The sequence below is a fragment of the Dactylosporangium sp. CA-233914 genome (genome assembly GCF_050942935.1).
GTDB lineage: Bacteria > Actinomycetota > Actinomycetes > Mycobacteriales > Micromonosporaceae > Dactylosporangium.
The window spans coordinates 78,662-91,123 of sequence record NZ_CP192030.1 but is presented as its reverse complement, the minus strand read 5'-3'; the positions used below and the strand labels follow the sequence as shown (position 1 = coordinate 91,123).

10 protein-coding genes and 1 pseudogene are annotated in these 12,462 nt (G+C 68.2%); 2 read left to right on the top strand and 9 right to left on the bottom strand.

What is annotated here, in order from left to right:
• Nucleotides 1-51: 51 nt before the first annotated feature.
• The 6 genes and pseudogenes from ACQPY0_RS00405 to ACQPY0_RS00380 all read right to left on the bottom strand — a co-directional run.
• A pseudogene (locus tag ACQPY0_RS00405) lies at nucleotides 52-1,025 on the bottom strand (IS3 family transposase); the annotation flags it as partial.
• 183 nt (nucleotides 1,026-1,208) lie between these two features.
• Complete coding sequence (locus tag ACQPY0_RS00400; RefSeq protein WP_432982823.1) at nucleotides 1,209-2,195, bottom strand: IS110 family transposase; 987 nt, start codon at nucleotides 2,193-2,195, stop codon at nucleotides 1,209-1,211.
• Nucleotides 2,102-2,470, bottom strand: coding sequence for an IS110 family transposase (locus ACQPY0_RS00395; RefSeq protein ID WP_432982820.1), 369 nt, complete (start codon nucleotides 2,468-2,470; stop codon nucleotides 2,102-2,104). Before ACQPY0_RS00395 ends, ACQPY0_RS00400 begins: the two co-directional genes overlap by 94 nt.
• 204 nt (nucleotides 2,471-2,674) lie before the next feature.
• Nucleotides 2,675-3,025 (bottom strand): hypothetical protein, encoded by a 351-nt coding sequence (locus tag ACQPY0_RS00390; RefSeq protein WP_432982817.1) that lies wholly within the window; start codon nucleotides 3,023-3,025, stop codon nucleotides 2,675-2,677.
• A 38-nt stretch (nucleotides 3,026-3,063) separates the two neighbouring features.
• Entirely contained in the window at nucleotides 3,064-3,453 is a 390-nt protein-coding gene (locus ACQPY0_RS00385; RefSeq protein ID WP_432982815.1) for a YncE family protein, read from the bottom strand.
• A 513-nt stretch (nucleotides 3,454-3,966) separates the two neighbouring features.
• Complete coding sequence (locus tag ACQPY0_RS00380; protein ID WP_432982812.1) at nucleotides 3,967-5,976, bottom strand: PKD domain-containing protein; 2,010 nt, start codon at nucleotides 5,974-5,976, stop codon at nucleotides 3,967-3,969.
• A gap of 450 nt (nucleotides 5,977-6,426) precedes the next feature.
• Here ACQPY0_RS00380 and ACQPY0_RS00375 point away from each other — a divergent pair, with 450 nt between their 5' ends.
• Nucleotides 6,427-6,693 carry a hypothetical protein gene (locus ACQPY0_RS00375; protein ID WP_432982809.1) on the top strand — a complete coding sequence of 89 codons (267 nt, stop codon included), beginning with the start codon at nucleotides 6,427-6,429 and terminating at the stop codon, nucleotides 6,691-6,693.
• A 113-nt stretch (nucleotides 6,694-6,806) separates the two neighbouring features.
• On the opposite strand, the gene ACQPY0_RS00370 is transcribed toward ACQPY0_RS00375, so the two are convergent.
• From ACQPY0_RS00370 to ACQPY0_RS00360, 3 genes are all read right to left on the bottom strand, one after another.
• Nucleotides 6,807-7,235 (bottom strand): helix-turn-helix domain-containing protein, encoded by a 429-nt coding sequence (locus ACQPY0_RS00370; protein ID WP_432995900.1) that lies wholly within the window; start codon nucleotides 7,233-7,235, stop codon nucleotides 6,807-6,809.
• 343 nt (nucleotides 7,236-7,578) lie between these two features.
• Nucleotides 7,579-9,348: a methyl-accepting chemotaxis protein gene (locus tag ACQPY0_RS00365; protein WP_432982806.1), complete on the bottom strand. Its 1,770-nt coding sequence runs from the start codon at nucleotides 9,346-9,348 to the stop codon at nucleotides 7,579-7,581.
• A gap of 216 nt (nucleotides 9,349-9,564) precedes the next feature.
• Nucleotides 9,565-9,912 (bottom strand): transposase, encoded by a 348-nt coding sequence (locus ACQPY0_RS00360; RefSeq protein WP_432995898.1) that lies wholly within the window; start codon nucleotides 9,910-9,912, stop codon nucleotides 9,565-9,567.
• 314 nt (nucleotides 9,913-10,226) lie between these two features.
• On the opposite strand from ACQPY0_RS00360, the gene ACQPY0_RS00355 reads away from it, so the two are divergent.
• Entirely contained in the window at nucleotides 10,227-12,326 is a 2,100-nt protein-coding gene (locus ACQPY0_RS00355; RefSeq protein ID WP_432982803.1) for an IPT/TIG domain-containing protein, read from the top strand.
• Nucleotides 12,327-12,462: the final 136 nt, after the last annotated feature.

Here is a 12,462-nt window from a genome sequence, read left to right as displayed (position 1 = left end):
GACATGCCGACGGGGATGCGGAACGTGTCAAGGGATTGAGGCCAACGGGAGTTATGCGGCTTGTGGTGCGGGCTCGGTTTGCTGGTCGGGCTGGTTGATCCAGACCTGTTCGGGCAGGTCGAGGATCTTGGGGAGGGATCGGGCTGCGCTGAATCGTTCCGGGTGCGCGGCGCGGGCCCCGGCCAGAGTGTCCAGGCGGCCGGCGCGTACTTGGTGGTGGTGGCCGTGGTGGACGTTGGGGGGGTGTGCAGGCCGATCCCGGAGTGCCGGTGGGCGTGGTTGTACCAGGTGACGAAGTCGTTCATGAACGTCCGTGCGTGAGTGAGGGACGCGAACCGGTCCGGGAAGACCGGCGCGTACTTGAGCGTCTTGAACCAGGCTTCGCTGTACGGGTTGTCGTTGGAGGTCTTCGGCCGCGAGTGTGAGCGGGTCACGTTCAGGTCTTCGAGCAGGTCGGCGACGGATTTCGAGGTCATCGAGGTGCCCCGGTCGGCGTGCACCACGTGCGGCACGCCGTGGGCGTCGAACACCTCGCGCATCATGCTCTCAGCGAGGGGCCCGGACTCGCGGGCGTGCACCCGGACGCCGACGATGTACCGGGAGTAGATGTCGATCATCACGTAGGCGTCGTAGTAGACCCCCTTGGCCGGGCCTGCCAGCTTCGTGATGTCCCAGGTGTAGACCTGCAGCGGCGCGTCGGCGACCAGCTCGGGGCGCTGACGGGCCGGGTGCCGGGCCTGCCGGCGCCGTTCCCGGACCTGCTCATGCTCACGCAGCAGCCGATACATGGTGGCGATCGAGCCGACGTACACGCCCTGGTCCAGCAGCGCTGCATAGATCTGCGCCGGGGCGGCGTCGACGAACTCGGGGCTGTTGAGCAGACGCAGGACCTGCTCGCGTTCGGTGCCGGTGAGCGCGTTCGCCGGCACCCGCCGCGCCGGGCGTGCCGGCGTCGGCCGGCGCCGGTCCCGCTCGGCGCTGGCCCGGGCGATCCCGGTCAGCCGCTTCGCGTCCCGCGTCGTGATTTTTGCGCCGGTCAGCTCGTGGTAGGCGGCCATCAGCGCCTGCCGAGCCCGAACACGTCCGGATCGTCCGGCTCGCTCCCGGAGATGTCCTCCAAGAGCTCTCGCGCTGATCCGAAAATGAAGGGTGAGTGGGCAGGCGGCAGCATCCCGGCGGAGCCGGGATGGGTTTTGGCTGCGGATCGGTCAGGCGGCTTGAGTGAGGGTGACGGTGTAGCCGAGGGCTTCGAGCTGGCGGATGTGGTTGCGTTTGCGGCGTTCGGGGTTGACGCGGGTGTCGTAGAAGTCGGCTCCGAGGTCGGTGAATCGGGTGGCCGGGTCGGACAGCAGGTGCCACACGATGGTCAGAATGGACCGGCCGACCGCGACGATGGCGCGCCGGTTCCCGCGGCGTCTGGCGATGCGTCGATATCGTTCACCTAGAAAGGTGTCGGTCTTGCCGGCGGCGACCGCGGCCTCGCCGAGGACTCTGGCCAGGTAGGAGTTGCCGTGACCGGTGGAGCCGGAGCCTTTGCTCTTGCCGGCTGACTCCTTGACTCCTGGAGCGAACCGCGCCCAGGAGGCCAGATGCGCGGGCGTGGGGAACCTGCTCATGTCCACACCGACCTCGGCGATGATCACGTGGGCGGTGGCCGGTCCGACGCCGGGGACCTCGTCCAGGCGCTGCGCCGCAGCGAGGAACGGGCCGATCTGCTCCTCGATACGCTGGTGCACCTCAGCGATGTCCGCGGTGATCGCGTCGACGCGGGCCAGCATCTTGGCCAGCAGGAACCCGTGATGCTCGCTGAACCGTCCGACGAACGCGTCTTCCAGCTGTGTGAGTTTCAGACGCAGCCGGCTGCGGGCCATCTGCGCCAGTACCTTCGGGTCCCGTGTCCCGGCGATCAGCGCGGCCATCATGTCCCGCCCGGAGGTGCCGAAGATGTCACTGGCGACCACGCTCAGCTTGATCTGGGCGTCTTCGAGAAGTTTCTCGACCCGGCTGCGTTCCGCGGTCCGGGCAGCGATCAGATCGACCCGGTAACGGGTCAGGTCCCGCAACTCACGGATCGGCGGCGGCGGCACGAAACTCGGCCGGATCATCTGCCGTTCAGCGACCTTGCACAACCAGACCGCGTCGAGCCGGTCGGTTTTCGGACGGCCAGGCAGATGTCCTTGGCATTGACCAGCCACGCATCCATACCAGCAGCCTCAAGCAGGTAGAACACCGGTTTCCAGTAGTCGGAGGTCGACTCCATCACAACCCGGGTGACGCCCAGCTCCCGAAGCCGGTCCACCATCGTCAGCAACGACCGCGTCATCGTGGAGTACGTCGCCACCTCCTGCCGCCGACGGCCCCCAGGCCCTTGACCTGGGACGCGCACGCAACACACCAGGGTGGCCTTGCCGATGTCGAGCGCGGCGACCCGCTCGATGATCTCCTCGTTGTCCTGGCTCGACTCCAGCACTGCGGTCCTTCCACCCGAACGGTCACAGGGCGGCCGCCCGCGGGAGCTGCTGGAGACGAAAGCGAAGCTGATCCGCGTGCTCGAAGCAACAATGAAGGGCCCATGACGCAGCTCCCCACACCCGACTTTTCCACGGCCTCGAAGACCAAGCGCACACGGCGTCAGCGAGCGGCCGTGATCATTTTCAGCCCGGAACGGGCCCGCTCAAAAGAGCAGCGAAGGAACTTTTCCCATGATCGTCAACGCCGTCTCGGTCCGCGCCAGCTTCGCCTGCGCCTGTTGCAGCTCACGGCGTAACCGGGCGATCTCGGCCTGCTCGGCACTGGGCCGCCCGACCGTCTCCCCGGCCGGCTTGCCCTGCAACAGCCCGGCGTCACGAGCCCGACGCCACTCCGACATCAACGACGAGTACAAGCCCTCCCGCCGCAGGAACGCCCCGCCCTCACCGGCCGTGACGGCCCGCTCATACGCGGCCAGCAGTTCCAGTTTCTGCCCCGGCGTGAACGACCGGCGTGCCCGCGGACCGCCCGAACGCGGACCCTTCTTGCGACTCATGACCCCATCCTGGGCCGTCACGACGTCAACAGCAGTATTCAACGACTCTCGATCCTGAACTCGCCCCGTCCGGCGGACTTGCTATGAACCGCTGGCCTCAACTCACCCTGACAGACAGGGATGCGCCGCTGGACGGTGCCCCGGCTGAGGCTGGCCACGACTACCGCGTCGTGGTTCGAGTCTGCGATGAGGGCGAGCCCGGCGTCGGGGGCGACGGCCACCTCGCCAGTCCCGCTACCAGCCTCAGCGGCGTTGACGTACCTGCCGAAGGCTGGGTCGACGACAAATGTGGTGGGGCTGTTGGCGGCCGCAACGTAGAGGAGCTCGATGGGGGCTGCCGCGGCGGCGGCGGGATAAACGCCGGACAGCAGTACGAGGCCGGCAGCCACGAACGTCGTCGTAAGGCCGGCCACGATTCGAATGCGCACGGCGCGCATTATGCGTGACCGACAGAGCTCATCGCAGCCCCGCGAACTCCTCCGAGGGCCGGTGAACGCCCGCTGGCTCTGGGCCCCTGGGTTCTGCCGAGGGTCCGGGCTGCGGTTGATTCGCGAGCCTGGGCAACTCGACGTGTGTGGCGGGTTACCTTTCGAGGCCCACGGCAACAAGACGTTGAGGGAGAGCGCGCGCACTACTGTGCTACACCGACTTCCACCTCGTCTCCAGTACGACCTGGTTTCGCCGTTTCGTCTCCGTAGGAATCGCATCGAGACGGCCGAGCCGGAGGCGACCGGTGTAGGCGCGGACGGCACGGCTTTTGCGTGTGGCCGCAGATCAGCAACGGTCACCGATGACCGCATCGGTGCCAGCACCGGTCAGCCCGTTGCATTGGTGGCTCACTCTGATGTGGAACGGTGTCTGAGGACGCCGGCCTGTGACCCGCCGAAGCTCGAACGCCGGCGGCCGTCGTGGCGGCTTACCACGACGGCCGCCGGCGGTGCTTACAGGTAGCCGAACAGCTCCCAGGCACCGACCTGGGTGCGGTTGGCGATCAGCGGCTGGGTGCCGGCCGCCTCGGCGCTGACGTAGCGGTTGTTGGCGCCGGCCAGCAGGGATCGCGTGCCGTCGGCGTTGGTGGTCAGCTTGAACCGCTCCCAGCCGCCCACCGTCGTGCGGTTGGCGATCAGGGGCCGGTTGCCGCCGTCCTCCGCCGTTACGAAGCGGTAGTTGGCGTGGGAGAGCAGGGCGATCCAGCCGTCGCCGGCGTCGATGACGTCGAAGGTCTCCCAGGGGCCGAAGGAGTAGCGGTTGGCGATCAGCGGCTGCGCGCCGCCCGCCTCAGCAGTGATGTAGTTATACGTACGGATCTTCGCGGTGAACGGGCGGTTCGTGGACACGGCGCCGGCGAACTGCTCCCACGGGCCGGCCGCAGTACGGTCGGCGGTGAGCGGGCCGGCGCCGTTGTTGGTGCTCACGTATCTGCCCTGGTAGCGCAGGCTGAAGACGCCGTTCGCGCCGGGGACCAGGTCGAACGCCACCGGCTCGTAGCTGGTGGCGGCCAGGCGCGCGCTGCCGTCCACGGTTACGTAGCGGTTGTTGGCCCGGGCCCGGAGGGCCACCTGGCCCGCGCCGTAGTCGAGCAGGTCGTAGCTCTCCCAGGAGCCGCCGGACGCACGGTTCGCGACGAGCGGCTGCTCGCCCTGGGCTTCGGCGCTGACGTACCGCATATTGGACAGCGACAGCAGCGAGAACGTCTTCAGGAACGGGTGGACGAAGGCGGTCTTGCTGGCGGTTCTCGTCACGCCGGCGGCGTCAGTCAGGGTGACGGACACGGTGTAGCGGCCGCCGTGGGCGTAGACGTGCTGGGTGACGGGCTCCGGCGACGTACGGGTCTCCGTCGTGCCGTCGCCGTAGTCATAGGTGTACGAGACGGCGCGGGCCAGGCCGGGCGTCGATCCGCGGGCATCCACGCCGATCGAGTTCTGGTCGGTTTGCTCCGGGACCCACAGGCTCACGTACGGCGCCGACGGGCTCACCACGACGCCGACAGCGATGCCGAGCGCGCCGTGGCCGATCGGGATGGGGGTCGCTGCGGTGTTCGTGGTCAGGTCGATCGGGCGTACGTTGTTGTCGGCGAGGCCGGTGACGTAGGCGTGCTTGCCATCCGGCGCGATGTCGATGCCGCACGGGTGTGCGCCGGCCGGGATGGTCGCGATAACCGCGTTCGTGGCCGTGTCGACGGCGACGACCGCGCCCAGGGTGTTGCTGGTGACGTAGACGTACTTGCCATCCGGCGTGACGGCCACGTCGTAGGGCTTGCCACCGACGGTGACCGTCGCGGTCACTGTGTTCGTCGCGAGGTCGAGCACCGACACCGAGTCCGCGCCCCAGTTGGTGACGTAGGCGCGCTTGCCGTCGGGGGCGATGGTGATGCCGTACGGCCGGGTGCCGACCGCGACGGTCGTGGAGACCTTGTTTGCCGCCGTGTCGATGACCTGCACGCCGGCCTCGGTGGTGACGTACACGTGCTTGCCGTCGGGCGCGACCGCGACGCCGTGCGGGTTGTGGGCGACGGAGATGGTCGCGGCCACCGCGTTGGTGTCGTTGATGAACGACACGGTGTCGGAGCCCCAGTTGGCGACGTAGAGCGCGGTGGCGTCGGGCAGGAAGACCAGGCCGTGCGGCTGGTGTCCGACGGCGATGGCGTCACCGCGCCGGCTGTTGTAGGTGCCGATCGGGATCACCCGGTCGAAGGCCTCGTCGCTGATGAAGGCTCCGTCCCAGGAGCCGGGCGTGAAGGCGATCTCGCCCGCGCCGCCGCCGGCCTCGATGGTGTTGAGGTCCTTGCCGGTGGCCTCGTCGAGGACCGTCGTGGTGCTCGGCGTGACGCCGGCAACGTAGATGACCGTCCGCGGAATCATCGCCGCGGCGCCGGGCTGCGCGCCGACCGTCAGAGCCGCGCCGACCGTCACCACCGTGGTCGTGACGGCGGTCAGGATTCGATTGTGCACGATGGGCATTCTGGCCGATCAAGACAGGCCTTCGCTGCCCCGAATCGGCGCCGCAAGGGTCTGTCAACCTTGACGGTTCTGGCACACAGAGACGCGGCGAGTCTGTTGATCGATGAGGTTGAGCAGGATTCGGTACTGCTGGTGCGGGCCCGGGGTATGGTCGTTGAGGCGCGGGTCGACTCGGGGTATCGATCTCCCCGTTACGCGGCAACAACCTCCTCAACGGCCCTGGTTGCGCAAGCAAGCAGGCGCCGTCGGGCGGTAGTTGACTCTGCAACTACCGTTCGTGGTTACCATTCGCCGACATGCCTACCCGGACACCTGAACGACGTCGCGGGATTCACCGACATTCGACGTCGTCGCAGTCCACCGTGGACCGCGCGCCAGTTCGGCGTCGAAACAACCGGCGGAGGGCAACCACAGTTGGCAATGCCTGGCATAGTGCCAGCCATGGCCGTGACCTCCCGTCATCGCATCGCACTCGGCCTGGCGCTCGCTGCGCCAGCGCCTTTCGCCATCGGCCTTTTTGCCTCAGTGAATTCGGGCGGCTACATCAGCCTCGAGAAGCTTGCGCATCCAGGGCTGGCCTTCGCCTTGTCCATGGGCCTGCTCGGCGCGGCCGGAACGCTAAGCCTCCGACGCCGATGGTTACGCATCACCACCTCCAGCCCGCCCGCAACGAGATCATCGCGTCATCCGCCGACTACCGCGTGGTGACGTACACGGGAGGCGTGAGCGAGCTGTTAACCCTGCGCGTGCAGACCAGAGCCGGTCTTCTAAGCCGCGAGGCCACCAAGGACCTGGCCTGCTTCTGGTCGTCAGGCTCCTCATCAAACCCACCAGCAAGCCGCATCTTCGCCAACGCAACCTTCGTAGCGACCAACGAGCTGGAGATAATCACCCAGGACACCCAAAGATGGCGAGTCCGCTTCAGCAGCACGACGCTGGCCCCAGAGACCAAGCTGGACAAATGCACCTTCACCTGACCCGCACGACGGGTCCGCGACAAGAGCCGCCAAGGGCCTACGGGCAAAGGACAAAGGATGCGGTTGGAGGGCGCCCACCCACCGTGGGGTCCAGGAGAAGTGATGCCATCCCTTGGTCTGCGCACTCAGCGGACAGAGGGATGGCACGCCGAATCGATCATGTTCGACATCGAGGGCTCGCGCCAGACGCTCCAGAACCGGCAATGTCGGTACGGTGGCGCCGGCCTCGAAGCGCGCGACTGCGGACTGCGTCATCGTGGCCGCCTCGGCCAGCTCGGTTTGGCTCCAGCCGTGGCGTTCGCGAAGCTCCCGAACCGCCCGCCCCAGCTCGAACGCGAGCTTGGTCGCAGGTTTTCCGGAACACCGTCGCGATCCAGCAAGTGATCCGTACCGCGTCACACTCAAGGTGAAACCGCAGCTCACGGAACTTGCCGTCGAGCTGTTTGTGTACGGCTCGCCGTATGGACCTCCCACAGGCTCCGGCGTGCCGCGATCCCGGAGGGTTGACCGCGCAGCGGGTTGAGCGCGGCGGCGTCGTAGGCGTTGATCGCCTTCCAGCAGGCATGAGACAAGCGGTTATGGGAAATGCCCGCTGGCCTGGCCGGGTTGGAGTTGTCTACGCTTCCGCCGCTCTTTGGTAGCGGAAGTGGGAGACCAGGGCCCGGAGATTGCCAGACATGGCGGCCAGCTCCGCGGTCGCCTGTTGGGACTGGCTGACGCCCTCGGTGGTCTGCTGAGCGGCCAGCGCGACCATAGATACGTTGGCGGCGATCTGTTCGGCGTTCTGGGCCGTGTCGGCGACGCTGCGGTTGATCTCTGCCGTGGTGGCGGTCTGCTCTTCGACCGCCGAGGCGATCGTGGTCTGATAGTCGTTGACCCGGCCGATGATCGCGGCGATCTGGGCGATGGCCGCTACCGCGCTACTCGTGCCGGTCTGGATCGCGTCGACCCGGCGAACGATGTCGTCGGTCGCTCGGGCCGTCTCTTGCGCCAGTTCCTTCACCTCACCGGCCACGACGGCGAAGCCCTTGCCGGCCTCGCCGGCCCGGGCCGACTCGATGGTCGCATTGAGCGCCAGCAGGTTGGTCTGCTCGGCGATCGCGGTGATCACCTTGACGACCTCGCTGATCTGGCGCGACGACTCGCCGAGCGAGGCGACCGTGGCGTTGGCTGTCTCAGCGGCCTGCACGGCCGTGCCCGCGACGGCGGCGGCATCGTTGGTCGAGCGTGCGATCTCGCGGATTGCCGTTCCCATCTGCTCGCTGCCCGCCGAGACCGTCTGCACGTTGGTCGACACCTGGCTGGCCGCGTCAGCCACTGCCTGCGCCTGGGCGGCCGACTCCTCGGCCGAGGTCGCGATCTGGGTGGAGGTGGCCGACATTTCCTCGGCCGCCGCGGCCAGCGAGGCCGACGACTCATCGATCGTGCGCATCACCGTGCCGAGCGAATCCAGGCTCCGGCCGAGCGCGCCCGCCATGGCCGCCACCTCGTCGCGGCCGCTCACCTCGACCGGCGTGGCCAGGTCGCCGTCGGCGAGCAGCATCAGCCGTTTACGCACGAGCTCGACCGGTCGGGTCACCGAGCGCGTGACCAGCAGGGCCAGCAGTACGGCGAGGACCGCTGCCCCGGCACCCACACCCCACACCAGGTTGGAGCCGGCCCGGTGCGCTGCCGCGGCGTCGCGTTGAGCTGCGGCGAATTCGTTGTCGGCCGTGTTCGATGCCGAATCCAGCAGGTGCCCGATCTGCTGGAACAGGGCAATTTCCTTGCCCATCACGAGCGAGTTGGCGTCGTTGTCGGAGCCGATGACGTAGAGCTGAGCGACCTGCCGGTCAACCGTCATGAACTCATCGAGCACCGCGGTGATCTGCTGCAGGTCCCGCCGGGCGGACCCATCCGGGGCCAGCTGGACCCCCGCCTGCACCCGCGTCCGGAACGTCTGAACAGAGTTCAGGAACGCCTTCCGTGATGATCCGCTGTCCTGGGCGGCGCCCGCCACTCCGCGCAGGGCGTCGAAGGCATACGCCGTCTGCCAGCCGTTGAAGTCGGCAGCGGAGAACTTCGCGTCCTTCACCGTCGCGACGAACTGCTGCGCCTGCTCCATCCGGCCGGCCGCGGTCTGCTGACGCGACGACGTCGTCAGGGCCACCACCATCACCACCAGCAGAAGCCCGACGACGACAGCGAAGACCACGGCCAGACGCACACCAAGACGCATACGGGTCAAAATCGTCACACCGACGTCATCGGCCCACCGACCATCCACTTGAGCCCGCGCAAAGCTCGTACCGGCGTCACCCTTGTCCCGGCGTCCCGTCCTCTCGCGAGCGGCGGACCGGCTGCGTGACCGAGCGCTGGCCGCTTCGGCGCGCGTCTGTGGCGGCAAGGATGGGCTTGCCGCGGCTAACGCCGAGACATTCGGGACACCAGAGCAGCTGTCCCCGAGCAGCCTTCGAGGCACTTCAACGCACGCCGGGTGTCCCAGGGGCCAAGGTTCTGCCCGACCAGCACCTTGTCGTCGCTGACGTCAAGGCCGTCGACCAAAGCCTGGTGCCACGTTCCGGATGCGGGCGGCAGTCCGGGATAGATCGTGGTCGTCAGGTTAGGCGAGGGTCTGGATCGGGTTGAGGGTGACGGTGTAGCCGAGTTTGTTCAGGGCGGTGATGGCGCGGCGGCGTTCGCGGCGTAGGAAGTCGCCGGCGAGGCCAGCGGTCAGCCCGTGGTTGCCTTTGCGGGTCTTCCCAGACTTGCGGCGTCCGCCGGACTCGTGGTTGCCGGGACAGACGCCAGCCCAGGATGCCAGATGTCCGGGGTGGGGAACCGGGACAGGTCGGCGCCTGTCTCGGCGATGATGACTTCGGCGACCTGTTGGTTGGCGTCTTACGACGTCGTGAAACGGGGCCCTCAGCCCCCCGATTCGGGTGGACAGGGTGGTGATGTCGCGGGTCATCGGCGCGAGCAACGCCGCGACCAGTTCGCTGGACGGCACGTCGATGGCGAGGCTACAACCCACACCCGTAACCGCACGACCCAACGGTGCTGACGACGAGCGGTTCAAGCGGCGTTTGGGCCGTGCGGGCGCGCGCATCGAGCCGGCATCCGAAGGGGTGTGGTCCGCGGTACCCCGCCTAAATCCGGCCGGGCGTCGGGACCGGCGCTTCGGGTGCGAATCCGGCGGAATATCACAAAAGCGCTCATACTTGATCTACGTTCGGGGAGAACGAGCGACACAAGGTGCCGCTCCAACACCTGTACGGGGGGAAAGTGTTCGCAACGACGAACATCCGCAGGGGACCGGCATCCCGCGGACGAACCTGGGCCGGCACGGCGCTGGCCCTCGCCCTCACCGCGGCGACTGTCGCGGTGGCCACGCCGGCATACGCAGCAGTACCAACCGTGACGGATGTGTCACCGGCGGCCGGCCCGCTGGCCGGCGGTACCGAGGTGACCATCACCGGCACCAACCTGGCCGGTGCCACCGGGGTTACCTTCGACGGCACGGCCGGCACCAACCCGACGGTGGTCAGCGCCACCAGCCTCAAGGTGACCACCCCGGCGCACGCCGCCGGCAACGCCGCGATCGTGGTGACGACGACGTCGGACGGCTCGTCCGACGGCACTCTGGAGTACACCTATGTGGCCGCGCCGACGGTGACGGCCGTGTCACCGGCGGACGGCCCGGTGGCCGGTGGTACCGAGGTGACCATCACCGGCACCGATCTGACCGGTGCCACCAAGGTCACCTTCGACGGCACGGCCGGCACCGGCCTGACGGTGGTCAGCGCCACCAGCCTCAAGGTGACCACCCCGGCGCACGCCGCCGGCGACGCCCCGATCGTGGTCACCGCACCGGGTGGCACGTCCAACAACACCGAGGAGTTCGCCTACCAGGCGGCTCCGGCGGTAACAACGCAGCCGCTCGCGCAGTCGCGCAGCGTCGGCGCCACCGCCTCGTTCACGGCGGCGGCCTCGGGCTACCCGGCCCCGACGGTCAAGTGGCAGGAGAAGCTCCTGGGCGGCAGCTGGACGGACATCAACGCCCAGACGAACACGACGCTGTCGTTCGCCGCGACGGCACAGCAGAACGGCGCACAGTACCGTGCGGTGTTCCAGAACTCGCTGGGCAGCGCGACCACCGGCCCGGCGACGCTGACCGTGACCCCCGCGCCGGGGACCGCCCCGAACGCACCGGCGGCACCGACGGTGACGGCCGGCGTGTCGTCGATCGCGGTGACGTGGACGGCACCGACCGAGAACGGCTCGCCGGTCACCGGGTACACGGTGACGGCGAACCCGGGCCCGGCCACCTGCTCCACAACGGCCAAGACCGAGGTCAGCTGCGTCCTCGGCGCGAACGCGGGCGTTTCCTACACCGTCACGGTGGTGGCCCACTCGGCCGCCGGCGACTCGGCGGCGAGCTCGGCGTCCAGCCCTGTCACGCCCACGGCACCGACGACGCCGGCGACGGCACCGACGGCGGACGCGTCGCTCACCACCGACGCCGGCCCGATCAACGCCGCCGAACCGGGACAGCAGATCACGATCGAGGGGTCCGGCTACGCGCCGTACTCCACGGTGATCATCGCGCTGTACTCGAACCCGATCCAACTGGGCAGCGTCATCACCGATGGCAGCGGTGACTTCACCCAGACGGTCACCATCCCGAGTGATCTCGACGCGACAAGCCACGCGCTGGTCGCGGCGGGTGTGGCCCCGGGCGGCACCGCCCGGAACCTGCGTCTCGACCTTTATGTTGCGCCGGGCGCGACGACGAAGATGTCGGGTCCGATCGTGCGTAACGGCGACAGCCGCCCGCAGATGTTCGCGCGCGGCGCGGACAACAACCTGTACACCAGCGTCCAGGCCGTCGACGGCACCTGGAGCGCCTGGACGAACCTGGGCGGACTCATCTACAGCGAGCCGGTCGCCGTTCTGGACAACAACGGCCGGCTGCAGGTGTTCGTCGTCGGCGGTGACCACTCGATCTGGTACCGCCTGCAGAAGAGCGACGGCTCGTTCGCCTGGTGGGTCCCGGTGGGCTCGCCGAAGTACCTGCACTCGCTGGCGCTGACCCAGAACGACGACGGCACGGTCGTCATCATGGGCCGCGGCCAGGACGACAACCTGTGGTCGATCAAGCAGTCCTCGACGTCCGACCCGGGCTCGTGGACCGCATGGGAGAACCTGAGCGGCCTCATCTACAGCAACCCGACGCTCTTCAAGCGCGAGGACGGGCTGATCGAGGTCTTTGCCATCGGTGGCGACGGCCAGATCTGGCACCGAGTCCAGACCACCAAAAACACAAACAACTTCGAATGGTGGTCCCGTGTCGGGATGTCGGTGACCAACCGGATCGGCCTGTGACCGCACCGGCCTGAACACCACAACCAAACAACGGGCGCCCCGGGAACCTCCCGGGGCGCTCGCGTTCCATCGGCCCGACCTGGTCGAGGCGACCCGCCGAAGCACGGCCTGTCCGGTCCACAGGTCGCGCAGGGTC

Coding starts and splice junctions, on each gene's coding strand:
- ACQPY0_RS00390 (WP_432982817.1), bottom strand. CDS start 3,025: ATGAGTCGCAAGAAGGGTCCGCGTTCGGGCGGTCCGCGGGCACGCCGG.
- ACQPY0_RS00375 (WP_432982809.1), top strand. CDS start 6,427: ATGGCCGTGACCTCCCGTCATCGCATCGCACTCGGCCTGGCGCTCGCT.
- ACQPY0_RS00360 (WP_432995898.1), bottom strand. CDS start 9,912: ATGACCCGCGACATCACCACCCTGTCCACCCGAATCGGGGGGCTGAGG.